22 protein-coding genes are annotated in these 23,032 nt (G+C 75.4%); 11 read left to right on the forward strand and 11 right to left on the reverse strand.

The genetic code is table 11. The features are described 5' to 3' along the window. Window positions 1–3: 3 nt before the first annotated feature. The 4 genes from D7M15_RS05435 (at window position 4) to D7M15_RS05450 (ending at window position 4,035) form a co-directional block, all read left to right on the forward strand. Window positions 4–1,377: an ArsA-related P-loop ATPase gene (locus tag D7M15_RS05435; protein WP_121516448.1), complete on the forward strand. Its 1,374-nt coding sequence runs from the start codon at window positions 4–6 to the stop codon at window positions 1,375–1,377. Window positions 1,378–1,468: 91 nt separating this feature from the next. Next, the gene (locus D7M15_RS05440; protein ID WP_121516449.1) at window positions 1,469–2,062 is read left to right on the forward strand and encodes a DUF5304 domain-containing protein; all 594 of its coding nucleotides are present in this window, start codon (window positions 1,469–1,471) and stop codon (window positions 2,060–2,062) included. A gap of 120 nt (window positions 2,063–2,182) precedes the next feature. Next, window positions 2,183–3,124 carry an ROK family glucokinase gene (locus tag D7M15_RS05445; protein ID WP_121516450.1) on the forward strand — a complete coding sequence of 314 codons (942 nt, stop codon included), beginning with the start codon at window positions 2,183–2,185 and terminating at the stop codon, window positions 3,122–3,124. A gap of 137 nt (window positions 3,125–3,261) precedes the next feature. Beyond that, complete coding sequence (locus D7M15_RS05450) at window positions 3,262–4,035, forward strand: endonuclease/exonuclease/phosphatase family protein (protein WP_121516451.1); 774 nt, start codon at window positions 3,262–3,264, stop codon at window positions 4,033–4,035. Window positions 4,036–4,052: 17 nt separating this feature from the next. On the opposite strand, the gene D7M15_RS29355 is transcribed toward D7M15_RS05450, so the two are convergent. Beyond that, on the reverse strand, window positions 4,053–4,175 hold the full coding sequence (locus tag D7M15_RS29355; protein WP_276314429.1) for a hypothetical protein: 123 nt from the start codon (window positions 4,173–4,175) through the stop codon (window positions 4,053–4,055). Between the two features lie 179 nt (window positions 4,176–4,354). Further along, window positions 4,355–4,753 (reverse strand): VOC family protein, encoded by a 399-nt coding sequence (locus D7M15_RS05455; protein ID WP_121516452.1) that lies wholly within the window; start codon window positions 4,751–4,753, stop codon window positions 4,355–4,357. 111 nt (window positions 4,754–4,864) lie between these two features. Here D7M15_RS05455 and D7M15_RS05460 point away from each other — a divergent pair, with 111 nt between their 5' ends. Next, window positions 4,865–5,995, forward strand: coding sequence for a WYL domain-containing protein (locus D7M15_RS05460; protein WP_121516453.1), 1,131 nt, complete (start codon window positions 4,865–4,867; stop codon window positions 5,993–5,995). On the opposite strand, the gene D7M15_RS05465 is transcribed toward D7M15_RS05460, so the two are convergent. Both D7M15_RS05465 and D7M15_RS05470 read right to left on the reverse strand, forming a co-directional pair. Then, window positions 5,992–6,717 carry a hypothetical protein gene (locus D7M15_RS05465; RefSeq protein WP_121516454.1) on the reverse strand — a complete coding sequence of 242 codons (726 nt, stop codon included), beginning with the start codon at window positions 6,715–6,717 and terminating at the stop codon, window positions 5,992–5,994. The two genes, D7M15_RS05460 and D7M15_RS05465, sit on opposite strands and share 4 nt — an antisense overlap. Beyond that, window positions 6,704–7,474, reverse strand: coding sequence for an alpha/beta fold hydrolase (locus tag D7M15_RS05470; RefSeq protein WP_121516455.1), 771 nt, complete (start codon window positions 7,472–7,474; stop codon window positions 6,704–6,706). Before D7M15_RS05470 ends, D7M15_RS05465 begins: the two co-directional genes overlap by 14 nt. Before the next feature lie 181 nt (window positions 7,475–7,655). On the opposite strand from D7M15_RS05470, the gene D7M15_RS05475 reads away from it, so the two are divergent. The 4 genes from D7M15_RS05475 (at window position 7,656) to D7M15_RS05490 (ending at window position 11,760) form a co-directional block, all read left to right on the forward strand. Continuing rightward, entirely contained in the window at window positions 7,656–8,507 is an 852-nt protein-coding gene (locus tag D7M15_RS05475; protein WP_121516456.1) for a lysophospholipid acyltransferase family protein, read from the forward strand. Between the two features lie 36 nt (window positions 8,508–8,543). Then, window positions 8,544–9,791 (forward strand): DUF5931 domain-containing protein, encoded by a 1,248-nt coding sequence (locus tag D7M15_RS05480; protein WP_240649138.1) that lies wholly within the window; start codon window positions 8,544–8,546, stop codon window positions 9,789–9,791. 79 nt (window positions 9,792–9,870) lie between these two features. Continuing rightward, window positions 9,871–10,518 (forward strand): response regulator transcription factor, encoded by a 648-nt coding sequence (locus tag D7M15_RS05485; RefSeq protein ID WP_121520257.1) that lies wholly within the window; start codon window positions 9,871–9,873, stop codon window positions 10,516–10,518. 213 nt (window positions 10,519–10,731) lie between these two features. After that, window positions 10,732–11,760: a 6-phosphofructokinase gene (locus D7M15_RS05490; RefSeq protein ID WP_121516457.1), complete on the forward strand. Its 1,029-nt coding sequence runs from the start codon at window positions 10,732–10,734 to the stop codon at window positions 11,758–11,760. A 113-nt stretch (window positions 11,761–11,873) separates the two neighbouring features. Here D7M15_RS05490 and D7M15_RS05495 read toward each other — a convergent pair whose 3' ends face one another. Next, on the reverse strand, window positions 11,874–13,889 hold the full coding sequence (locus D7M15_RS05495) for an anthranilate synthase family protein (RefSeq protein ID WP_121516458.1): 2,016 nt from the start codon (window positions 13,887–13,889) through the stop codon (window positions 11,874–11,876). Between the two features lie 242 nt (window positions 13,890–14,131). Then, window positions 14,132–15,274 carry a glycosyltransferase family 4 protein gene (locus D7M15_RS05505; RefSeq protein ID WP_121516459.1) on the reverse strand — a complete coding sequence of 381 codons (1,143 nt, stop codon included), beginning with the start codon at window positions 15,272–15,274 and terminating at the stop codon, window positions 14,132–14,134. A gap of 78 nt (window positions 15,275–15,352) precedes the next feature. On the opposite strand from D7M15_RS05505, the gene D7M15_RS05510 reads away from it, so the two are divergent. Continuing rightward, window positions 15,353–16,732 (forward strand): glycosyltransferase 87 family protein, encoded by a 1,380-nt coding sequence (locus tag D7M15_RS05510; protein ID WP_121516460.1) that lies wholly within the window; start codon window positions 15,353–15,355, stop codon window positions 16,730–16,732. Here the strand turns inward: D7M15_RS05510 and D7M15_RS05515 are convergent. The 5 genes from D7M15_RS05515 to D7M15_RS05535 all read right to left on the reverse strand — a co-directional run bounded on the left by D7M15_RS05515 (window position 16,708) and on the right by D7M15_RS05535 (window position 22,384). Then, a complete protein-coding gene (locus tag D7M15_RS05515) occupies window positions 16,708–17,958 on the reverse strand; it encodes a hypothetical protein (protein ID WP_240649139.1) in 1,251 nt (416 codons plus the stop codon). The genes D7M15_RS05510 and D7M15_RS05515 overlap by 25 nt on opposite strands. 79 nt (window positions 17,959–18,037) lie before the next feature. Next, window positions 18,038–19,081, reverse strand: coding sequence for a C40 family peptidase (locus D7M15_RS05520; RefSeq protein WP_240649140.1), 1,044 nt, complete (start codon window positions 19,079–19,081; stop codon window positions 18,038–18,040). A gap of 259 nt (window positions 19,082–19,340) precedes the next feature. Beyond that, on the reverse strand, window positions 19,341–20,375 hold the full coding sequence (locus D7M15_RS05525; protein ID WP_121516462.1) for a C40 family peptidase: 1,035 nt from the start codon (window positions 20,373–20,375) through the stop codon (window positions 19,341–19,343). A 394-nt stretch (window positions 20,376–20,769) separates the two neighbouring features. Beyond that, window positions 20,770–22,125 (reverse strand): NYN domain-containing protein, encoded by a 1,356-nt coding sequence (locus tag D7M15_RS05530; protein WP_121516463.1) that lies wholly within the window; start codon window positions 22,123–22,125, stop codon window positions 20,770–20,772. A 19-nt stretch (window positions 22,126–22,144) separates the two neighbouring features. Next, window positions 22,145–22,384 (reverse strand): hypothetical protein, encoded by a 240-nt coding sequence (locus D7M15_RS05535; RefSeq protein ID WP_121516464.1) that lies wholly within the window; start codon window positions 22,382–22,384, stop codon window positions 22,145–22,147. Window positions 22,385–22,722: 338 nt separating this feature from the next. Here D7M15_RS05535 and D7M15_RS05540 point away from each other — a divergent pair, with 338 nt between their 5' ends. After that, a complete protein-coding gene (locus tag D7M15_RS05540) occupies window positions 22,723–23,004 on the forward strand; it encodes an Lrp/AsnC ligand binding domain-containing protein (protein WP_121516465.1) in 282 nt (93 codons plus the stop codon). The last annotated feature ends 28 nt before the right edge of the window (window positions 23,005–23,032 follow it).

Raw genomic sequence — 23,032 nt, forward strand, 5'->3', positions numbered from 1 at the left:
CACGTGCCGGGGCCCGTCGCGGACCGCGAGCCCCTCGCGCACCCGGCGCCCGCGCCCGGCGCCGGTACGGTGCTCGTCACCGGCGCGGGCGGCGCGGGCCGTACGACCGTCGCGGCGGCGACCGCGCTGGCCGCGGCCCGGGACGGCGCGCGGACGCTGCTGCTGACCACCGCGGACCACGGCGTGCTGGAGGCCGTGCTCGACGCGGCGCCGGGCACGGCGTACGGCGCGCGGCCCGTCGCCGTCACGGCGGCGCCGGGGCTGTGGGCCGCGCGCGCGGACACCGACGGTGACTTCCGCGAGCGCGCGGCGGCCGTCCAGCGGCACGGCCGCGCCGTGCTCGAACTCGCGGGCGCCGAGCCCCTGTCGGCCGACGAACTCACCCCGCTGCCCGGCGCCGACACCTTCGCCCTCCTGCACGCCCTGCGCGCCGCGCACTCCCCCGGCGACTCCCCCGCCTGGGACGTCGTCGTCGTGGACCTGCCACCCGCCCCGCGGGCGCTCGCCGCGCTCGCCCTCCCCGGACAGCTGCGCCGCTACCTGCGCCGCCTGCTGCCGCCGGAGAAACGGGCCGCGCGGGCACTGCGCCCGGTCCTCGCGCAGCTCGCCGGGGTGCCGATGCCCGCGGAGTGGCTGTACGGCGCCGCCGCCCGCGTGGAACGCGAACTCGCCGCCGTGCAGCGCGTGGTGGACGCCCCCGGCACCTCCGTACGGCTCGTCGCCGAGCCCACCGGGGAGCTGGCCGCGCGGGCGCTGCGCACCGTACGGGGCGGGGTGGCGCTGTACGGGCTGCGGGTCGACGCGGTCGTCGCGAACCGCGTACTGCCGGCGGGGGCCGAGGCGGAGGCGGGGCCCGAGGCCGGGCGGGGAGCCGGGCCGGGCGCGTGGGCGGCGGCGTACGGCGCGCGGCAGCGGGCCGCGCTGGCGGAGCTGCGCGCGGCGGCCGGCGGCGCCCCCGTGACCGAACTCCCGCACCTGGGGCGGGAACCGCGCGGCCCGCGCGACCTGGCGGAACTACCGGTGCCCGCGCCCACGGGCGTACCGGACGACGGGTCGGCGGGCGCGCGCCCCGGAGACCCGGTGCTCGGCTCGGTCGAGGACCGGCTCGCCGCGGAGGGCCTGCTGTACTGGCGGCTGCCGCTGCCGGGCGCGGAGCGGGACGCGGTGGGGCTCGTACGGCACGGGGACGAACTGGCCGTCACGGTCGGCCCGTACGCCCGCAGGCTGCCGCTCCCCCCGGCGCTCCGCCGGTGCCGGGTCACCGGGGCGGCGCTGGCGGACGGCGAGCTGCGCGTGCGGTGCGCGCCGGACGCGCGGCTGTGGCCGCGGGGGGACAGCGGCGCGAGCGACGGCGACGGGCCGGACGGCGCGGGCTGAGCGCGCGCACGGTCCACGGGGTGGGGCTGTTCGGGTACCGTCGGGAGACACCCCTGTCTCCGTACGACCGTGCCGCCCCGTAGGAGCCGTCATGAGCGATGCCGCCGCCGAGCGCCCCGCAGCCGAGCCCGACGAGGACGCCTGGGCGACCGCCTGTGAGGAGGACCTCGCCGCGGAGAAGGCGCGGCGCCGCACCGAGTACGGGCCGCAGCCGGTCAGCGCCGCCGAGGAGCTGCGGCGGCTCGCGGACGCGGTCGCCGACCGGTTCGGCCTCCTCGGCAAGCCGCTGGGCGGACCGGCCGGACAGGCCGCGGCGCAGGGCGTCGCGCAGCAGCTGTTCGCGCAGGCGCGCGCCGTCGTCGAGCCGGTCGTCGAGCGCAACCCGCAGGTCTTCGACCACCTCGCGACGGCGGGCAACGAGCTGCTGGCGGCGTACCGTTCGGCGGTGCAGGGCGAGGAGCGGCGCTGGTCGGCGGACGTACGGCCCGAGGACGTACGGCTGACGCCGCACGACGCGGCGGACGGCGCGACGGCCCCGGAGACGGGGACGCGGACCGAGCCGGGCGAGGAAGCGGGCGCGGAGACCGGCGGCGCGGACACCGGCAAGGGCACCCGCGAGGACCCGGGCAAGGGCGGCACGGACGACGACGGGCCCGACGGGCCGCAGCGGATCGACCTGGACTGAAGCCCCGGACTGGGCCCCAACCCCCGCGGGCCGTCCGCCCGTACCGGACGCGCCCCGGGCCTCCCCGTGCGCTCCGGTACCCTCATGCGCAGCGGGGAACGACCGAAAACTGAGGGATACATGGGACTCACCATCGGCGTCGACATCGGCGGCACCAAGATCGCGGCCGGCGTGGTCGACGAAGAGGGCACGATCCTGGAGACGTGCAAGGTGCCGACTCCGCCGACCGCGGAGGGCGTCGTGGACGCCATCGGGAACGCGGTCCGTGAGGTCAGCGCCCAGCATCCCGTGGAGGCCGTCGGGATCGGCGCGGCCGGATACGTGGACGACAAGCGCGCCACCGTCCTCTTCGCGCCCAACATCGCCTGGCGCCACGAGGCGTTGAAGGACAAGGTGGAGCAGCGCGTCGGGCTGCCCGTCGTCGTGGAGAACGACGCGAACGCGGCGGCCTGGGGCGAGTACCGCTTCGGCGCCGGGCAGGGCCACGACGACGTCGTGTGCATCACGCTCGGCACGGGCCTCGGCGGCGGCATCGTCATCGGCGGCAGACTGCACCGCGGACGCTTCGGCGTGGCCGCGGAGTTCGGCCACATCCGGGTCGTCCCGGACGGCCTGCTGTGCGGCTGCGGCAGCCAGGGCTGCTGGGAGCAGTACGCGTCGGGCCGGGCCCTCGTGCGGTACGCGCAGCAGCGTGCCGCCGCGACGCCCGAGAACGCGGAGGTGCTGCTCGGCCTCGGCGACGGCACCCCGGAGGGTGTCGAGGGGCGGCACGTCAGCCAGGCCGCGCGGGCGGGCGACCCGGTGTCGGTCGACGCGTTCCGCGAGCTGGCGCGCTGGGCCGGTGCCGGACTGGCCGACCTGGCCTCGCTGTTCGACCCGTCGGCGTTCATCGTGGGCGGCGGCGTCTCGGACGAGGGCGACCTGGTGCTGGACCCGATCCGCAAGTCGTTCAAGCGCTGGCTGGTCGGCGGCCAGTGGCGCCCGCACGCGCAGGTGCTCGCGGCCCAACTCGGCGGCGAGGCGGGCCTCGTGGGCGCGGCGGACCTGGCCCGGCAGGGCTGACGGCGCACCGCGCGCGATCGTACGGCGAGGCGGGTCGGGGCACGTTCCCCGGCCCGCCTCGTACGTCGCGGGGGCGGCGACCGCACCTCGTCCCTACGGCCTCCCGGCCGTGGCGGGCGCGTACTACGCTCGGTGGCATGACGTACGCGGACCTTGCGGACCTTCCCGGATCGAAGACGGAGCCCGACGGGTCCGCGGTGGTCCGCCTCCTCAGCTACAACGTCCGCTCCCTGCGCGACGACCGCGAGGCGCTCGCCCGGGTGATCCGCGCGTGCGCGCCCGACGTGCTCTGCGTGCAGGAGGCGCCGCGCTTCTTCCGCTGGCGCAAGTACGCGGCGTGGCTCGGCCGCCGTACGGACCTCTGCTACGTCACGGGCGGCGCCACCGCCAGCGGCCCGATGATCCTCTCGTCGCTGCGCGCGCACGTCGAGCACACCGAGGACGTGCTGCTCCCCCGTACGCCCGGACTGCACCGGCGGGGGCTGGCCACGGCCGTCCTGCGGTTCGGCAGCTCGGCGCGGCTGGCCGTCGTCAGCTGCCACCTCAGCCTCCAGGCCGCCGAACGGCGCGCGCAGGCGGGCCTGTTGCTGGACCGGCTGCCGCACGCGGCGACGCCGCACGCGGTGGTGGCGGGCGACCTCAACGAGCGGCCGGACGGGCGCGCGTTCCGGCGGCTGGCGGGCGCGTTGCAGGACTGCGGGGCGGTACGGCCGTGGGGCGGCGCGTACACCTCGACCCCCGACGACCCGCACCAGCGCATCGACGCGGTACTGGCGTCGGAGGGCGTGGAGGTGCTGGGCTGCGGCGTCCCCGTCGGGCTCCCGGGCGTCACCGGCCGCGACCTGCGCGCGGCCACCGACCATCTGCCGGTGCTGGCGGCGCTGCGCGTACCGGCGGCGGCAGCGGCGTAGCTCCGGGGCCCGCCGGGTCAGCTCGCGCCGTTGCGCCCCGCCTCGGCCCGTTCGCGTTCGCGGCGCAGCTCGAGGGAGACGAGCCGTCCGGTCAGCAGTGTCACCAGGCTGAATACCAGCAGCAGTGTCAGTGTCAGCACGGTCAGCCCCCCGTTCCTCGCATCGGCCGTACCGGCGCCGGGAGCGCCGGAGGTGTCGGACGTGTCGGCCCCTCGATCGTGGCGCGCGGGCGGCGCGGGCGCACTGCCGGATGCGGGCAGCGTCGCGGCGGCGCACGCTGCCGGGTCGTACGGGGGCGGGGGTCGTACGGCGGCGGGCGTCAGCGGGCGAACTTCGCGACGGCCTCCGGGGTGACGGGCGTGAAGAAGTTGACGAGGTTGCCGTCGGGGTCGCGGAACAGCAGCGCCCGGTTGCCCCACGGCATGGTGGTCGGCTCGGTCACGAAGTCGGTGACGAGACCGGCCAGGTTCGCGCGCACCCGGTCCACGTCGTCCACCAGGAACTCGATGATCACGCTGCGGTTGTCGGCCGCGCGGGAGGAGCCCGGCGCGAACAGCGGCACGGTACGCGTACTGGCGAGGGCCAACGTCGCGCCGGGCGTACGGAGTTCGGCGAAGTCGTCGGTGTACCGGTCCGCGCGCAGGCCGGTCGCGCGCTCGTAGAAGGCGACGAGGCGGGGGAGGTCGTCGGTGATGACGCGGATCGAGACGAAGTCCATGGTGCTCTCCTGGGGTGCGGTGACCTGGTGTTCCGCACGCTAGGACGGATAGTGGACGGTTCCGGTCCACTATCCCGGACGCATCACGCGTCCCCCCAATAGTCTCGGGCCATGTCCCGACCCACCGGCCGCGTGCTGACCCTGCTGGAGCTGCTCCAGTCCGGCGGCACCCGGACGAGCGCCGAACTGGCCGCCCGCCTCGGCGTCGACGGGCGCAGCGTGCGCCGGTACGTGGAGCAGCTGACCGACCTCGGCATCCCCGTGGAGGCGGTACGGGGACGGTACGGCGGCTACCGCCTGGCCGCGGGCTACCGGCTGCCGCCGCTCATGCTCGACGACGACGAGGCGCTCGCCGTGCTCCTCGGCCTGGTCGCCGGACGGCGTACGGGCCTGCTGACGGCGGGCGGCCCGATGGCCGACACGGCGGGCGAGACGGCGGCGGCGAAGATCCGGCGCGTGCTGCCCGCCCCGCTCGCCCGCCGACTCGACGCGGTCCTGGAGACCCTCGCCCTCACCGAGCCGTCCGGCACGCTCCCGCCGGCCACGACCGCGCCCCCGCCGGACACCGGGACGCTGCTCACGCTGGCCGACGCCGTACGCCATCGGCGGCCGGTCGCCCTCCGGTACACCGACCGCCACGGGCGGCGCAGCGACCGCGTGCTGCACCCGTACGGCGTGGTGGTGCACGCGGGGCGGTGGTACGTGACCGGCGCGGACCCCGACGCGGACCCCGGTGACGGGGACGGGGACGGCGGTACGGGCGGCGGGGAACGGACCTTCCGGCTCGACCGCGTCGCGGAAGCCAGGGCGCTGCCCGGCACGTTCGAGGCGCCGCCGGAGCGGGACCCGGCGGCCCGCCTGCTCGCCGGCTTCGCCGACGCCCCGTACCGGCACGAGGTGACGCTGCGCGTCCACGCCACGTTCGGGGCGATCCGCGCGCGGCTGCCCGCGAGCGTGGCGCGCGTGACGGAGATCCCGGAGGAGACGCGGACCCCGCAGGCCCCGGAGGGTACCGCGGCGGCGGAACGTACCGACGGGCGCTGGCACCGCGTCGAGCTGCGGGTGGAGAGCCTCGACTGGCTGCCCGGCGTACTGGCGTCCCTGGACCGGCCGTTCGTCGTCGAACGGCCGGACGCCCTGCGCGGTCTCGTGGCCGCCGCGGCCGAACGCCTCGCGGCCCGCGCGCACGCCCGCGCCGACCACGGGCGGGCGCCGGACACCGCCTGGCCGGACACCGCCTAGACGACCGCGCCGCGCCCCGGGTCCTCGAAGCCGTCGTCGTCGCGGTCGTCCCGCATCCGGGCCACCAGCGTGCCGAAGCCGCCGAGGAAGCCGCCGACGCCGAGCGTCACGATCCACCAGGTCATGTCGAAGCGGAACAGCACGGCGGCGAGCAGCAGCAGCGGCCCGCCGAGCACCGCGATCCAGGCGAACTTCGTCGTCGGGTCCGCCTCCGGCAGCGGCGGCGGTTCCGGCGGTACGAAGTGCCCCTCGTCGTCCTCGTCCGCGCCGGTCCAGTCGCGCGGCCCGGTGCCCGCCGCGTACACGGTGACGCTCCGGACGACCGGCGGCCCGCCGCCGTCCGCGCCGTCCCGTCCGTCGTCGGCGGACCGGGTGAGGGTGTCGCCGTCCGGCTCGCGCCGACCGCTGTCGTCCCGTGCGCCGTCGGCGTCGCCGTCGTGGGCGTCGCCCTCCGGCCGTTCCGCGTCCCCGTCCGCGTCCGCGTCCTCGGCCCGGCCGTCGGCCGCGCCGGGCCCCTTGCCCGGAACGGCACCCGCGCCCGCACCCGTACGCCGGTCGCCGCCGTCGTCGCCCCGGTCCCCGTCACCGTCCCCGTCGCCGAGGCCGACGGCGGGTACGTCGCCGTACGCCGCCACGATCGCGGCCCAGGCCGCCTCCTCGTCCGGCGGCAGCACGGGCTCCGACTCGTCGCCCTTGCCGGCTCCGGCGTCACGCCCCGTCACGAGCCGCCTTCCCTGCCGCGATCCGGGAGAAGAAGCCCTCGCTGTCCGCGAAGACGCGCTCCGCGTCGTGGTCCAGCGTGGCGACGTGGTAGCTGCGCTCCAGCAGCGTCTCGGTGACGTCCTCGGAGGACACCCGCGAGAGGATCAGCGCGGAGTCGGCGGGCGGCACCACGTGGTCGGTACGGCTGTGCAGCAGCAGCAACGGCTGTGTCACCTCCGGGAGTTCGCCCCGCACCACCCCGAAGAACCCGCGCAGCGAGTGGGCGGCGTGCAGCGGCACGCGGTCGTACCCCAGCTCGTGGGCGCCCTCCTTCGCGATGTCGTCGGTGATGCCCTTCGTGGAACGTACGAGGTGGCGCGCGACGGGCAGCGCGTACCCGGACAGCCGGGGGAACGTGCACGCCGGGTTGACCACGGCGACGCCGTCGACCGCGTCGCCGTGCCGGGCCGCGAGCCGCAGCGCGAGCGCGCCGCCCATGGAGAGACCGGCCACGAAGACCTGTGCGCAGCTGTCCCGCAGGAGGCGCAACTCCCGGTCCACGGTGGCGTACCAGTCCTGCCAGCCGGTGGCCGCCAGGTCCTCCCAGCGGGTGCCGTGGCCGGGGAGGAGGGGCAGCGACACCGTGTACCCCGCGTCGGCCAGGTGGCGGGCCCACGGGCGGAGCGACTGCGGTGAACCGGTGAAGCCGTGGCAGAGGAGGACTCCGACCTCCGACCCCTCATGACGCATCGGTTCGGCTCCTGGGATGAGCGGCACCGTGGGACTCCGTTCGCGGCGGGCGGCTGTGCCCACACTGTAATTCGTCGTACGCGGGTCCGTCAGCGCCCGGGACGCCAGGGGGCGCGCGCACTTCGCCGTACGCCGCCCGCACGCCGGTCGGGAACGGAGGCGCGGGCAGCGGGATAGGCTCGTGGGCGTCGGACACAGGAGGTCCCGGTTGCTCTACGGCGCCATGAAGCTGTCGGTCGGCAGCTCACTGAAACTGGTCTTCCGCCCCTGGGTGGAAGGTCTGGAGAACATCCCCGAAAGCGGCCCCGCCATCCTGGCGAGCAACCATCTGTCGTTCTCGGACTCCTTCTTCCTGCCCGCGATACTGGACCGGAAGATCACCTTCATCGCGAAGTCCGAGTACTTCACCTCACCCGGCGTCAAGGGCCGGCTGACGGCCGCCTTCTTCAAGGGCGTCGGGCAGCTCCCGGTCGACAGGTCGGGCGTACGGGGCGCGGCCGAGGCCGCGATCCGCAGCGGGCTGGACGTGCTGGAGCGGGGCGAGCTGTTCGGCATCTACCCGGAGGGCACCCGTTCCCCGGACGGCAGGCTGTACCGCGGCAAGCCCGGCGGCCTGCCCCGGCTCGCGCTGCTCTCCGGCGCCCCGGTGATCCCGCTGGCGATGATCGACACGGAGAAGATCCAGCCGCCGGGCCAGGTCGTCCCGAAGGTGATGCGGCCGGGCATCCGGATCGGCAGGCCGCTGGACTTCAGCCGCTACCAGGGCATGGACGGGGACCGCTTCATCCAGCGTTCGGTGACGGACGAGGTGATGTACGAGATCATGCGGCTGTCCGGGCAGGAGTACGTGGACGAGTACGCCACGGCCGCCAAGCGCCGTATCGCGGACGCCGAGAAGGCGGCGAAGGCCGAAAGCTCCCAGCGGGCCGAGGATGCCGAGCGGGCGGCGCGGTCCGTGACGGCCGACGGGGCCGCGGACACGGCACCGGCCCCGCGGGGCGGGGAGCACGCGGCGGGGGCCGCGGGGCGCCGGGAGGACGGCGAGCGGAGAGCGGCGTAGCGACGCCGCGGGGCACGAACGGGGGGGGGACAGCCGATGGCCGCGACGACGATGTCGGTCGAGCAGCCGCTGTGGCAGGCGTTGACCGGGTACCGGGTGGCGACGCTGCTCTACGCGATCGGGCTGCACGTCGCGTACGGCGAGTACGCGCATCCGCTCGGCGCGCACGTCTACATGGTCGCGCTGGCGGCGTGGACGGCCTGCACCTTCGGCAAGACGTTGTCCGCCGAGCGCTGCACGCTCCCGTTCCTCGCGGGCGACCTGGCGGTGGCCCTCACCGGCATCGTCCTCACCCGTTACGTGGCGACGTCCGAGCGGCTGGCGGAGGGCGTCACCACGCTGCCGTCGATATGGACGGCGGGCGCCGTCCTCGGCTGCGCCGTCAAGGGCGGCTGGCGCTGGGGCGCGGGCGCCTCCGCGCTGGTCGGCGCCGTCAACCTGCTGGCGCGCGGCGGCGCGACGCGCGAGACGCTGCACAACGTCCTGCTGGTCTGCGTCGCCAGCATCGCCATCGGCTACGTCGTCGAGGTCGCCCGCGCCAGTGAACGCACCCTCGCCCGCGCCCTCCGTATCGAGGCCGCCACCCGCGAACGGGAACGGCTCGCCCGGGACATCCACGACAGCGTGCTCCAGGTGCTGGCGATGGTGCAGCGGCGCGGTACGAACCTCGGCGGCGAGGCGGCCGAACTGGGGCGGCTCGCGGGCGAACAGGAGGTGGCGCTGCGCGCGTTGGTCTCGGCGCGGGCGCCCGCCACGGGTGGCCTGTCCGGTACGGGCGTCGGGACCGGGGCCCGTACGGATGCCGGGCCGGGGGCGTACGGCGGCGCGGGGCCGGACGGCGGCGGGCACGGCGACGAGGGCGACCACGGCGAGGGCGGCGACGGGCCGGGCGGCACCGTCGACCTGCATCCGCTGCTGGCGGGCGAGGCGTCGGCGCGGGTGACGTTCTCCGGACCGGGCACCCCCGTACCGCTGCCCGCGACGGCCGCGCACGAGCTGTGCGCGGCCGTCGGCGCCGCCCTGGACAACGTACGGCGGCACGCCGGTGCGGACGCGCGGGCGTGGGTGCTGCTGGAGGACGAGCCGGACGCGGTGCTGGTCACCGTCCGCGACGACGGCCCCGGCATCCCCGCCGGGCGGCTGGCGGACGCGGAGGCGGAGGGCCGGATGGGGGTCGCGCTGTCCATCCGGGGGCGGTTGCGGGAACTGGGCGGCACGGCTGAGCTGGTGTCCGTGCCGGGACAGGGGACCGAGGTGGAATTGAGGGTGCCGAAACATGACTGAGCGGGAGCCCGTACGGGGCGGGGCGCAGGACGCGCGGGACGGCGCGGCGGGCGGGGCGAGCCCGGCGGCGCTGCGGGTGATGGTCGTGGACGACCACCCGATGTGGCGCGACGCGGTCGCCCGCGACCTGGAGCAGCACGGGTTCGACGTGGTGGCCACGGCGGGCGACGGGGAGCAGGCCGTACGCCGCGCGCTGGCCGCCCTGCCGGACGTACTGGTGCTGGACCTGAACCTGCCCGCGAAGCCGGGCGTCGAGGTCTGCCGCGAACTGCTCGGCGTACGGCAGGAGTTGCGGGTGCTGGTCCTGTCCGCGAGCGGGGAGCACGCGGACGTGCTGGAGGCGGTGAAGTCCGGCGCCACGGGCTATCTGGTGAAGTCGGCGAGCACCGAGGAGTTGGTGGACGCGGTCCGCCGGACGGCCGCCGGGGACCCGGTGTTCACGCCGGGGCTGGCCGGTCTGGTGCTCGGTGAGTACCGTCGGCTGGCCACCGAGCCCGCGTCGCGGGCGCAGGCGGACCCCGGGGTGCCGCAGCTGACGGACCGCGAGACGGAGGTGCTGCGGCTGGTGGCGAAGGGGCTCAGCTACCGGCAGATCGCGGAACGCCTCGTCATCTCCCACCGCACCGTGCAGAACCACGTGCAGAACACCCTGGGGAAGCTCCAGCTGCACAATCGCGTGGAGTTGGTGCGGTACGCGATAGAGCGCGGACTCGACGACGCGGAATGACCGCGTCCGTACGGCGTGCCCCGGCGCGGGCCCCGGCGCACGCCGTCACCGCGCGCGTTCGAGCGGTCGCTCGTACGGGTGAGCGTGCGGGATGCCGCAGGTCCGTTTCGCCCCGCCGTGGCAGGGAATCCGCGCCGTCCGCACCATCCCCATGTGATCTGCATCACCGCTAGCGTGGCGGCTGTCGCGTCCACGTGAGAAGGGAACATTCCCATGCGGGTCGGTGTGCTGACCGGTGGCGGAGACTGCCCCGGGCTCAATGCGGTGATGCGGGCGGTCGTCCGCAAGGGTGTGCAGCGGTACGACTACGACTTCGTCGGGTTCCGGGACGGATGGCGCGGTCCGCTGGAGAACGACACCGTACGGCTGGACATCCCGGCCGTGCGCGGCACGCTGCCACGTGGCGGCACCATCCTCGGCTCCTCGCGCACCAACCCGTTCCACGAGGAGAACGGCGTCCGGCGCATCCGGGAGACCCTGGCGAAGCACGAGGTGGACGCGCTCATCGCGATCGGCGGCGAGGACACCCTCGGCGTCGCGGCGCGGCTCACCGACGAGTTCGGCGTGCACTGCGTCGGCGTCCCGAAGACCATCGACAACGACCTGTCCGCCACCGACTACACCTTCGGCTTCGACACCGCCGTGCACGTCGCCACGGAGGCCATCGACCGGCTGCACACCACCGCCGAGTCCCACATGCGGGTGCTGGTCGTGGAGGTGATGGGGCGGCACGCGGGCTGGATAGCGCTGCACTCGGGGCTCGCGGGCGGCGCCAACTGCATCCTGATCCCCGAGCAGCGCTTCGACATCGAACGGGTCTGCGGCTGGGTGGAGTCGCGCTTCAGGGCGACGTACGCGCCGATCGTGGTCGTCGCGGAGGGCGCGATGCCGAAGGACGGGCAGCTGGTGCTGAAGGACGGGTCGACGGACCCGTTCGGGCACGTCCGGCTGTCCGGGGTGGGCGAGTGGCTCGCGAAGGAGATCGAGCGGCGCACCGGCAAGGAGGCGCGGACGACCGTACTGGGTCACATCCAACGAGGCGGCACGCCCAGCGCGTTCGACCGCTGGCTGGCCACGCGCTTCGGGCTGCACGCGATCGACGCGGTGCGGGACGGCGACTGGGGCACGATGGTCGCGCTGCGCGGCACGGACATCGTGCGCGTCCCGCTGGCGGAGGCGACGGCCCGGCTGAAGACGGTGCCGCCCGAACTGTACGAGGAGGCGGGGGTGTTCTTCGGCTGACGGGCGGCGGGCGGTCGGTGTGACGGGCGGCGGGTGCCGGGGCGGTGGCGGTGGCGGTGGCGGTGGCGGTGGCGTGCGGGCGTACGCCACCGCCCCGGCGACCCGTACGGTCCTCAGACCCGTACGGCGGCCAGCAGTTCGGCGGTGATCCCCGCGCCGTCGAGCGTCAGCACGGACTCGGGGTGGAACTGCACGCCCGCGAAGCCGGGCCCGCGCAGCGCGTGCACCTCGCCGGTGGCGCCGTCCCGGCTCACCTCGACGCCGCGCAGCGCGAGCCGGTCGGCGGCCCGGTCGTCGCAGTGGGCGGCGTACGAGTTGTAGAAGCCGACGGTCTCGGTGCGCCCGAAGAGGTCGACCGGCTCCTGCGCGCCCTGGTACGGGCGGGCCTTGCGGACGAGTTCCAGGCCGAGTTCGGCGGCGATCAGCTCGTGGCCGAGGCACACGCCCAGCAGCCCGTGCACGTGCCCGTCCCCGTACGCGTGCCCGCCCGGTGTCCGGTCCCCCGGCAGCAGGTCGCGGGCCAGACCCCGCAGGAAACGCATCTTCGGGTCGCCCGCGTCACGCGGATCGCCGGGCCCCGGCCCCAGCACGACGGGCCCCCGGTGGCCGAGCGCGGCCTCCCGTACGCCGGGCTCGTCGAAGCGCCGTACGGTCACCGCGAAGCCGCACGCCCGCAGCACGTGCGCCAGCATCGACGTGAACGTGTCCTCCCCGTCCACCACGAACGCGTGCCCGCGCCCCTCCCCCGGCGCGCCCACCCCACCGTCGTCCCCCTCCCCGGTCCGCATCCGCAGCCAGAACGGCGCGAGCCCCGCCCGCCGCGCCTCCAGCGCCGCACGTACCCGCGGGTCCTCGGCCAGCCGGGGCCGGGCGCCCGACGCGCGTACGGGCGCCTCCCGTACGCCCAGCGCCGTCAGCACCCCGGCCGCCTTCGCGTGCGTCTCCGCGACCTCGGCGGCCGGTTCGGAGGCCCGGACGAGGGTGGCGCCGACGGGGACGCGGAGCCGCCCGGTCGCGGCGTCGACATCGGCGGTACGGATCAGGATCGGTGAGTCGAGGGTCTGCGTACGGCCGTCGGCGGAGCACCCGAGGAGGGCGAGCGCGCCGCCGTAGTAGCCGCGGCCGCGCGGCTCGTGGCGGCGGATGACGCGGCAGGCGTTCTCGACCGGGGAACCGGTGACCGTCGCCGCGAACATCGTCTCGCGCAGCACGTCCCGTACGTCCAGCGAACTCCGGCCGCGCAGCTCGTACTCGGTGTGCGCCAGGTGCGCCATCTCCTTGAGCCGCGGCCCGACGACGACGCCGCCGCGGTCACCGATGACGCTCATCATCTTCAGTTCCTCGTCGACGACCATCGACAGTTCCTCGCGCTCCTTGCGGTCGCGGAGGAAGTCCAGCAGGCCGTCGGCCGTCGGGCCCTCGGGCGGGTAGCGGTAGGTGCCGCTGATGGGGTTCATGACGACGGTGCCGCCGCTCATCCGCACGTGCACCTCCGGACTGGCGCCGACCAGCACCCGGTCGCCGGTGTGCACGACGAACGTCCAGTACGCGCCGCGCTCCCCGCTCAGCAGCCGCCGGAACAGCGCGAGCGCGTCGGCGCGCGAGAAGCCGTGGACGGTGCCGTGGAAGTCGCGCCGGATGACGAAGTTGGCGCCCTCGCCGGTGCCGATCTCGTCCCGTACGACGGCGCGCACGGTCTCCTCGTACGCGCCGTCCGCGACGTCGAACGCGCCGTCCGTCACGCGCACGCCGTGCGCGGGCAGCGCGTCCAGCAGGGCGTCCAGGGGCAGTTCGCGGGTCTCGTCGGGCACCAGGACGGCCAGCGGGGTGCCGTCGTCGTGGGCGGTGAGGCCGCGTTCGCGGATCTGCCGGAACGGGACGAGGGCGAGGGCGCCCGTGGCGGGGACGGGCAGTTCGGCGAGGGAGGCGACCTCCCGTACGGGACCGGTCAGCAGCTCCACGACGGCGTGGTCGCGGCCGGGCGTACGGCGCCGCAGCAGCGCGAACGGCGGGGCGCCGGGCCGCAGCAGGCCGTCGAGCACGGAGCGGAGCGCGGCCGGAGCGGGGGTGGGGGCGGGCGGTAGGTGTGGGGGCGGGGCGTCCGGTGCGGGGGTGCCGGGTCGGGGCATCGGGGTGTTCCTTCCGGGTACGGGGCGGAGGAACGGCCGCCGCGTGCCCGGTCCGGACACACCGAAGGCCGCCCCTCGGGCGGCCTTCGCGTCGGTGCAGGGTACGCGCAGTCAGTGGGCCGCCGGATGAGCGGTCCACCACCAGTCACGGGTCGTCTGCGCGAACATGCCCGCACCCTACCCGAACCCCGGCGCGGCGGACGCCGACCGGCACCCGCGCCCCGGGCGCCCACGGAGCGCGCCTACAGCAGCTCCTTCAGCTGTTCCGCCAGCAGGTCCCGGCGCCACTTCTCCTCGACCCACGCCCGGCCGCGCTCCCCCATCCGCCGCCGCAGCTCCGGGTCGCGGAGCAGGGGGACCAGCCGCTCGGCCACGGCGTCGGGCGACCCGCCCCGTACGACCCACCCGGTCTCGCCGTCCCGTACGGCGTCGGGCGCGCCGCCGGAGTCGCCCGCGACGACGGGCAGGCCGGTGGCGGACGCCTCCAGGTAGACGATGCCCAGGCCCTCGAACTCCAGCCCCGCCTTGCGCGTACGGCACGGCATGGCGAAGACGTCACCCGCGCCGTGGTGCGCCGGCAGTTCGGCCCACGGCACGGGGCCGGTGAAGCGCACCGCGTCGGAGACGCCGGTGGCGACGGTCAGCTTCTCCAGCGCCGGGCGGTACGGCCCGTCACCGACGAGCAGCAGCACCGCGTCCGGCACCTCTTCGAGGACGCGCGGCATCGCGGCGATCAGCGTGTCCTGCCCCTTGCGCCGCACCATCCGGGACACGCACACTACCACGGGCCGGTCCCGCAGCCCGAGCCGCTCGCGTACGGCCGCGCCGCCCGAGTCGGGGTGGAACGTCTTCTCGTCGACGCCCGGCGGGAGTTGGACCATCCGCGCCGCGGTGTCGGCGGGCAGCGCCCCGGCGATCCGGCTGCGGGTGTACTCCCCGAGGTACGTGAGGACGTCGGTGTGGCGGGCGACCCGCTGCACGATGTGCCGGAAGAACGGCACCTGCACCCAGCCCGCCTCGTGCCCGTGCGTGGTGCCGACGAGCCGTTCCGCGCCCGCCTCGCGCAGCGCGGGCGCCATCAGCCCGAGCGGCGCCGCCGCCCCGAACCACACGGAGCGGCAGCCGTGTTCGCGCAGCAGCGCCACGGCCCTGCGGGTGACGCGCGGGGTGGGCAGCAGCGTCGTCGCCCGGTCCCGTACGACGGTGAACGGCTGCTCCGCGTCGAAGCGCGCGGTGGCGGCGCGCCCCTCGGCGTTCCGCTTCCAGCTCGACGTGTAGACGACGACCCGTTCCGGGTCCATCCGCAGCGCCATGCTGTGCAGGAACGTCTGGATCCCGCCCGGACGCGGCGGGAAGTCGTTGGTGACGATCAGGGTCTTGTGCATCGCTGACGACAGTACCCGGCGGTCGGCCCGCCGCAGGGGCGGCCCGTACGCTCCGGGCGCGGCCTGTACGGTCTTCGGATGCGCCTCCCCGTAGCCCTCTGGTGCGCGACCCGGGCCGTGCTGCTGCTGACCGTGTTCAAGGTCCTCACCGTGCCCGGCCCCGACGTGACCACCGACGTGTCGGTGATCTACCGGACCTGGTCCGAGGTGCTGCGCACCGGCAGCTTCCCGCTGGACGACGTGACGTGGCAGTACCCGCCGGGCGCCGCGCTCGCCGTACTGTCCCCGGGGGCGCTGCCGTTCCTGGAGTACGCGTCGGCCTTCTTCGTCCTCATGTGCGCGGCCGACGCCGCCGCCTTCGCGCTGCTGCTGCGCGCCTCGCGCCGCCCCGGCGGCCGTACGGCGGGCGCCTGGTGCTGGACGGTGGGCGTGCCGCTGCTCGGCCCGACCGCGTACGCGCGCTACGACCTGCTGGTCACCGCCGTCGCCGTCGCCGCCCTGCTGGCGCTGGCGCGGCGACCGCGTACGGCGGCGGCCCTGGCGGCGTGCGGGGCGCTGCTGAAGGTGTGGCCCGCGCTGCTGCTGGTGGGCGTGGGGCGCGGCCGGACGGCCCGTGCGGTGTGGGCGACCGCGGCGGGCACGGCCCTGGCGGGGACCGCGGTGTTCGCCGCGACGATGCCCGGGGCGCTGGACTTCCTCACCGCGCAGCGGGACCGCGGGACCGAGGTGGAGTCGCTGGGCTCGCTGGTCTTCCACGTCGCCCGGCACCACGGCTGGGAGGGGCAGGTGCTGCTCAACTACGGGTCGGTGGAGTTCCTCGGCCCGTACGTGGACGTCGTCAGCGACGTGTCCCTCGGCCTCAGCCTGCTCGGGTTCGGCTGGCTGCTGCTGTGGCGGGTGCGTGCGGTGGAGTGGACGGAGAGCACGGCGGCGGACGCGGCGTTCGCGGCGGTGCTGGTGTTCACGACGACGAGCCGGGTCATCAGCCCGCAGTACATGCTGTGGCTGGTCGGCCTGGCGGCGGTGTGCGTGTCGCTGCGGGCGAGCCGACAGACGCCGCCCGCGCTGCTCGTGGTGGTGGCGACGGGGGTGACGCTGCTGGAGTTCCCGCTGGGGTTCGCGCACGTCGTCGCCAGCGACGCACGCGGCGTAACGCTGCTGGCGGTGCGGAACGGGCTGTTGGTGGCCGCGACCGTGCTGGCGTGCGTACGGCTGTGGCGTACGACGGTGACCGAGCCGCGCCGCGCGGGCGCCGTACCCGGCGCGCGGGAGGCGGCGGGGGCGGCGGTGCCGCCGTGGCGGACGGGACGGTCGGGGCCACGGCACGCGGCACGGGCGACCGGGGAGCGTACGGCGGCGGGGGCGCGTACGGGCACGGCGACCGGCGCGGACGCGGGGCACCCCGACGACGGGGACGGCACGGGGGGCCGCGCTCAGGCCAGCTCCTCCCGCAGGTAGGCCCGCCACAGCGCGACGAACTCCGCGCGCTCCAGCCCCAGTACGTCGCGCAGCGCCGCGTCCACCGCGCGCTCCCGCCCCTCGTCGCCACCACCGCCCCGCCGCGCGCCCACCTCCAGGTAGAACGCCATCAGCCGCGCGTCGCCCCAGCGGTCCGCGATCATCCGGCAGGCGAGCCAGCCGCCCTCGTACGCCCGGCTGAGCGCGTCGGCGGCCGCGTCGAACCGGAACTCGTCGTCGCCGGGCAGCCCCTCGGGCAGCGCGTCCTCCCGGACGGCGCGGGCGAGTTGGGGCGCGGCGTCGGACGGCGGGCGGCCCGTGCCGCGGTAGCCGACCCAGTCGGCCAGCCCCTCCGACAGCCACAGCGGGGTGACGTCGGTGGTGTACGGGCGGCTGGCGACATGGACGGTCTCGTGCGTCATCACGACCTGCCGCCCCTCCCCGCTCAGCACCCCGTACGCCTCCGGGTTGACCAGGACACGCGCCGAGGGCGCGGACGTGCCGCCACCGGTACCGGTGGTGACGGCGGCGATGCCCTCGTACGACGCGCCGGGCGCGCCGAGGAGTTCGGCCAGCGCCTTCGAGGTGGCGGGGACCTCGACGACGAGGCGCCGGGGCCAGGGGCGCGGCCAGGAGAGGGAGACGGCGGGGACGGCGCGGTCGGCAGCCGCGGAGACGGCGCGGAGCATCGAGCCGTCCGCGCCGGGACGCCCGTCGACGCTCAGCACCAGGCTGTGCTTCCCGCGCAGCACCGACACCCGGCCCTGCTCCCACAGCTGACGCGCGCTGCCCGCCCGCTCCGCCGCCACGTACCAACGGCCGTCACGGCGCGCGAAGTCCAGCTTCTCGACGGCGGTCACCGGCACCCGGTCGTAGTCGCGCAGCCGGTAGCGCAGCCGTACGTCCGCCTCGGCGCGGGCGCCGCGCAGCCGCAAGTCCTCGACGCGGTACGACCACTGCGCCAGGGGCAGCACCGACAGGTTGCGGAAGACGGCGCGCTGCGCCGCGCGGTAGCCGCGGGCCGCCGGGTCGACGGCCGCGAGATAGCCGTCCCGGTCACCCGCGAGCACGGCGTCGGCCTGCCCGTCCAGCGCCCGCTGGATGCCCGCCCCGGCCGCGCGCCGGTCCTCGTACGCCCCGCCGGCGCCGCGTACCGGCAGCACCAGCGCGAGCAGCAGCAGCCCGCCCAGCCACCGCACCCACCACCCGCGCCGCCCGTCGCCCACACGGGCGATCGTACGGTGCGGGCGTGCGCGCCGGGAGCGCGCCGGAGGCGGCACCACAGGGGCGGGCGCCGCCTCCTGCTCAGGGTCTGACCACGGCGGACACGGGCATCATGCCGACCGGGTCGTACCGCACCTGCGCGCCCGGCTGCGGCGCGTGCACCACCTGCCCGTTGCCCGCGTACATGGCGACGTGGCTGGCGTCCGCGCGGTAGATCACCAGGTCCCCGGGGCGGGCCTGGGACAGCGGCACGTGGCTGCCCGCCGAGCGCTGCGCCTGCGAGGTGCGCGGGATCGACGTGCCCGCCTGCCCGTACGCCCACTGCGTCAGGCCGGAGCAGTCGAACGACGACGGGCCCGCCTGCCCCCAGCCGTACGGCGAGCCGACCGCGCGCTGGGCCGCCGCCAGCGCCGACGACGCCCGCCCGGACGACGCCTCGGCGCCGCCCGGCGCCGCGTCGCGCGGGACGCCGCGGGACGCGCGGTCGCGCTCGGCGCGCTCGTCGGGGGTCAGCCGGTCCAGCAGCCGCCGCGCCGAACGGAGCTTCGCCTGCACGGACTTCTTGTGCCGCAGCAGCTCCGCGCGCTGCGTGCCCAGCCGTTCGAGGGTACCCGCAGCCTCCGTACGCCGCTGCTCCAGGGCGCGCCGGGCGCTCTCGAACTCCCGCAGCTGGCCGCGCTGCCGGTCGCCGACGCGGTCGAGCGTGGCGGCCCGGTCCAGGTAGCCGTCCGGGTCGGAGGAGAGGATGAGGGCGACGGTCGGGTCGACCGCGCCCGATCTGTACTGCGCCCCGGCGAGCGAACCCAGCGCGTTCCGCAGCCGGTTGACCTTCGCCTGCCCGCGCGCCGCCTCGTCCTGGAGCTGCTCGACGCGCTTCCGCAGCGTGGTGACGCGCTCCGCCGCCCCGTTGTACTTGTCGGTGGCCCGCTCCGCCTGCTCGTACAGCCGGTCGACGCGCGCCCCGGCCGTGCCGGACGACGTGGCCTTCCCCTCGTCGGGCTCCGCCGCCGCCATCGACGAGGTGAGAGCTGCCACGGCGGACGCGGCGGCCGTCAGCACGGTGACCCGGGCGGGCCAGCCCGTGCCGGGGCGGGGAGGCCGCCGATGGGACCGGTGTGAGGACACGACGGGCGTGCTCCTTCTGCTAGGGCGTCGCTTCGAACGCGAAATACGCCCGCAGAATGTAACCGCGCGATCACAGGGGGTCCAGGTGACTCAGCCGTACGGAAAGCCCGCGCACACGCGCGAACGCCCCGCCGATGACGCAGGTCATCGACGGGGCGGGACGGTCACCGGCCGTCGTACGGAATCACCCGGACGAACGACGTGTGGATGCGCGCCGGTTACGCGTACGGCCGCGCGTCGGCCGTCACGTGGCCGTGGGTCAGCCGACCCGTACGCCGTACTGGAACGGCATGTTGTTGATCGACTCGAAGCGCACGCTCGCACCCGGCTTCGGGGCGTGCAGCACCTGGCCGTTGCCCGCGTAGAGGCCGATGTGGTGCAGGTCGCCGTAGAACAGCACCAGGTCGCCCGGCTTGAGTTCGGACTGCCCGATCGTCGTGCCCGCGCCCGCCTGCGCCTGCGAGGTGCGCGGCAGCGAGACGCCCGCCTGCTGGTACGCCCAGGAGGTGAGGCCGGAGCAGTCGAACGAGCTGGGGCCGGTCGCGCCCCACACGTACGGGGAGCCGATCTTGCCCTTGGCGGCGGCGAGGGCGGCGCTGGCGCGCTGCGAGGCGGGGACGTCGCTGCCGAGGTCGGCGCGGTCGCCGGCGCTGCGGTTGGCGCGCTGCTCCTTCGCCTCCAGGGCGGCGCGCTCCTTCTCGGAGAGCTTGTTGAGCAGCGTCTGCGCCTGGGCGAGCTTGCCCTGGATGGTCTTCTTCTTCGCACCGAGCTGCTTGCGGGTCTCGCTGAGGTCCGCGAGCTTGTCCTTGGCCTCCTCGCGCTGCTGCGCGAGGCTGCGCTGCTTGCTGCGGATCTTCTCCAGCGCCTCGGTCTGCTTGGTGCCGAGCTGGTCGACCGTGGACGCCTTGTCGAGGTAGCTGTCCGGGTCGGAGGAGAGGAACAGCTGGAGGGTGGGGTCGATGCCACCGCTGCGGTACTGCGCGGAGGCCATCGAACCGAGGCCGTTCCGCAGCTCGTTGAGGTCACCCTGACCGCGCGCGACGGTGTCCTGGAGGGTGGTGACCTCCTTCTGGAGCTTCTGCCGCTTCTCCTTGGAGCCGTTGTACTTCTCGGTCGCCGCCTCGGCTTCCTCGTACAACTTGTCGACCTTCGACTTGACCTCCTCCTTCGACGGCTTCGAAGGCTCGTCGGCCGAAGCGGCCTGGGAGGTCATGGCGACGGCAGCGGCAGCGGTCGCCGTGAGAACGGTGACCCGGGTGCGGCTCGGCTGCTTGGGACGACGGTGGGACGCCACTGGGGCGAGCTCCTTCTTCCTCAGCCGCCTGCCGGCATCTCTCCGGCTCCACCGCGGACGCTCAACGGACGCCGTGGAACTAGGCGGTACCCCCGCCGCCACTCCCGTTGAGTGGTCGACCGCGCGAAGGTTCGAGCCCAGACACTAGCGACGCGCATCTGATCGGATCAAATCCCTCGGGAAAAAACCTTCGCCGGAACCACATTCTTTACCCTCATCCCACCCGCAGCTACGGCCACTTGACACTCCGTAGGAGCGATAAGGGACACAACGGCCACAGCGGGCAAGTCCCCCGGCGGGCCCGTTCCGGCGCGCACCGACCCGGACCGGCGTCTCCGGTGCGCGTACGGGTACGGGACGGCGTACGCGTGCGGGCCGCTCGGACGTACGGCGCTCAGGTGCGGGCGAGCCGGTTGAGCAGCAGCACCGACGCGACCGGGCGGGCGCCCGCCGCCGCGCAGCCGTCCGCGACCTCCCGGTCGGAGGAGACGACGACCACGGGCCGCCCGGACGGCTCGGCGCGGACCAGCCTGCGGATCAACTCGTCGGCGGTCTGGCCGGGTTTGCTGAACAGCACCCGCACCCCGCGCGGCGGCGCGAGCAGCACCGGCACGGCCAGTTCGGCGCCGTCGAAGACGCACGTCATCTCCGCGCCCGTCTGCGCCGCCAGCATCGCCAGCCCGCCCAGCAGCCGCAGCCGCTGCTTGTCGAGGGGCATCGTCGGATAGCCGGACTTGGTGACGTTGTAGCCGTCGACGACCAGGTGCGCCTGCGGCAGCGCGAGCAGTTGGTCCAGCAGGGCCGGGTCGGTCTCCGACAGGGCGCGCGCCGCGATGTCCCGCGGCGTCATCCGGCCGGGCTCGACGGCGTCGACGGTGTCCGCGGGCCGCTCCTCCACCGGCGGCAGGGCCAGCTCCCGCCGGAGCCCCTGCGCCGCCTCCAGGACGGTGTCCAGCAGCAGCCGTACCCGCATGTCCTCGACGCTGCGCCCCTCGCGCGCCGCGCGCCGCCCCGCCTCCAGGGCCGCCTCGGTCTCCGCCAGCCGGGCCTTGGCGCGGCGCAGTTCGCCGTCCGCGGCGCTCCTGTCGGCGGCCGCGGCGGCCCGTACGTCGTCCAGCTCGGCGCGGGTCCGGCGCAGTTCCGCCTCGCCGCGCTTCACGTCGCTCTGCGCGCCGCGCAACCTGCGCTGCGCGCCCTCCAGTTCACGCCGTACGGTGTCCAGCTCCGCGCGGGCGCGGTCCGCGTCGCCGCGCGTCGCCGCGCGCAGCTCGACCAGTTCCGCGCGCAGCCGGTCCAGTTCGCGCCGGGTCTCCTCACCGGCGCGCTCCTCCTGGGCGCGCTGCGCCTCCTCACCGGCGGCGACGACGAGCTTCACCCAGTCCGGCGGGCGCAGCACGTACGCGACCGCCGCCACCTCCACCGGGTCGGCCGCCGCCGGGGGCGCGCCGGACTCCACGACGGTGGCCAGCTCGGGCAGCATCTCCCGCAGCCGCTCGGCGACGCGCTGCCGGAAGACGGTGTCCCCGGCGAGTGCCGCCGCCATCGCGTTGCCGCCGAACTTCACGCGCCGCTGCGGCGTGAACCGCGCGTACTGCCGCAGCGGCGCGGGGAGTTCGGCCACCGTGAGGCCGCCGAAAGCGTCCCCGGCGAGGGTCACCACCCGGTGGCGCACCTTTTCGGGCAGGGGGCGGTCGAGTGTCTCGTCCGGCGGGTCGCGATCCTCGCGTTCACCGCCCGTACGTTCCACCACCGCTCACACCGCCCGTTCCTCAGACCTCTGCGCCCGGCCGGTCCACCAGCTCGATCTGGTCGGCCGCGTTGCACCAGCGGCACCGGACGGACTCGATGGTCTCACTGAGCACTTCGCGTTCCTCCGTCGTCGCCTCCCCCGCCAGGTCCAGATGGACGAACTCGACCACCTTGCTGGAGCGCGTGACGTCGAACCGTGTCAGATTCCCGCACAGGGTGCAGCGCCAGCGCGTCTCCGCCGTGGGCTGGGGGACCGTCATGTGCCGTCCACTTCCTTCCGGGTGCTCCGCGATCTCACTCGTACCGCTTCGCACCGCCCGTGTCGCTACGTGTCGTTGCGTGCCGCTCCGTACCGTAGGCGCCGCGCTGCCGCCCGTCACCCTACGACCCGTGCCGGGCCGCGTGGGCCGAGCGGGACGCGCCGTCGCCGGGCCGCCCCGATCCGCTCCGCGCGGCACCGGTACCCGCTCCCCTACCCGCTCGGCGCGCGGGCACCCTGTGACGCCCCCTACCCTCGCGATCCGGGGGCGCGGGCTCCTCTAGAGTGAGCGGGCCCGTCACGGACGCCGCGGGCCGTACCCGACGAAGGGATCACCCCATGATCACCTCGATCGTGCTCATCAGGTGCAGCACCGATCGCATCCCTGAGATCGCCGAGCAGATCGCCGCCCTGGAAGGGGTGAGCGAGGTGTACTCGGTGACCGGGGCGCACGACCTCGTCGCGATGGTGCGGGTGGCGCGGCACGACGACCTCGCGGACGTCATCCCGGGCCGGATCAGCAAGGTGGCGGGGGTGCTGGCGACGGAGACGCACATCGCGTTCCGCACGTACTCGCAGCACGACCTGGAGGCGGCCTTCGCGATCGGCCTCGACGCGTAGAAGTCGCGCGCGGGGACCGCGCCACGCC

The organism is Streptomyces sp. Z26, assembly GCF_003665095.1.
GTDB lineage: Bacteria > Actinomycetota > Actinomycetes > Streptomycetales > Streptomycetaceae > Streptomyces > Streptomyces phytohabitans.

What these genes read in the sequence shown, in the direction of transcription:
- D7M15_RS05440 (WP_121516449.1), top strand. Translation starts at nt 1,469, where the DNA reads ATGAGCGATGCCGCCGCCGAGCGCCCCGCAGCCGAGCCCGACGAGGAC.
- D7M15_RS05445 (WP_121516450.1), top strand. Translation starts at nt 2,183, where the DNA reads ATGGGACTCACCATCGGCGTCGACATCGGCGGCACCAAGATCGCGGCC.
- D7M15_RS05450 (WP_121516451.1), top strand. Translation starts at nt 3,262, where the DNA reads ATGACGTACGCGGACCTTGCGGACCTTCCCGGATCGAAGACGGAGCCC.
- D7M15_RS05455 (WP_121516452.1), bottom strand. Translation starts at nt 4,753, where the DNA reads ATGGACTTCGTCTCGATCCGCGTCATCACCGACGACCTCCCCCGCCTC.
- D7M15_RS05460 (WP_121516453.1), top strand. Translation starts at nt 4,865, where the DNA reads ATGTCCCGACCCACCGGCCGCGTGCTGACCCTGCTGGAGCTGCTCCAG.
- D7M15_RS05480 (WP_240649138.1), top strand. Translation starts at nt 8,544, where the DNA reads ATGGCCGCGACGACGATGTCGGTCGAGCAGCCGCTGTGGCAGGCGTTG.
- D7M15_RS05485 (WP_121520257.1), top strand. Translation starts at nt 9,871, where the DNA reads ATGGTCGTGGACGACCACCCGATGTGGCGCGACGCGGTCGCCCGCGAC.
- D7M15_RS05490 (WP_121516457.1), top strand. Translation starts at nt 10,732, where the DNA reads ATGCGGGTCGGTGTGCTGACCGGTGGCGGAGACTGCCCCGGGCTCAAT.
- D7M15_RS05495 (WP_121516458.1), bottom strand. Translation starts at nt 13,889, where the DNA reads ATGCCCCGACCCGGCACCCCCGCACCGGACGCCCCGCCCCCACACCTA.
- D7M15_RS05505 (WP_121516459.1), bottom strand. Translation starts at nt 15,274, where the DNA reads ATGCACAAGACCCTGATCGTCACCAACGACTTCCCGCCGCGTCCGGGC.
- D7M15_RS05510 (WP_121516460.1), top strand. Translation starts at nt 15,353, where the DNA reads ATGCGCCTCCCCGTAGCCCTCTGGTGCGCGACCCGGGCCGTGCTGCTG.
- D7M15_RS05535 (WP_121516464.1), bottom strand. Translation starts at nt 22,384, where the DNA reads ATGACGGTCCCCCAGCCCACGGCGGAGACGCGCTGGCGCTGCACCCTG.
- D7M15_RS05540 (WP_121516465.1), top strand. Translation starts at nt 22,723, where the DNA reads ATGATCACCTCGATCGTGCTCATCAGGTGCAGCACCGATCGCATCCCT.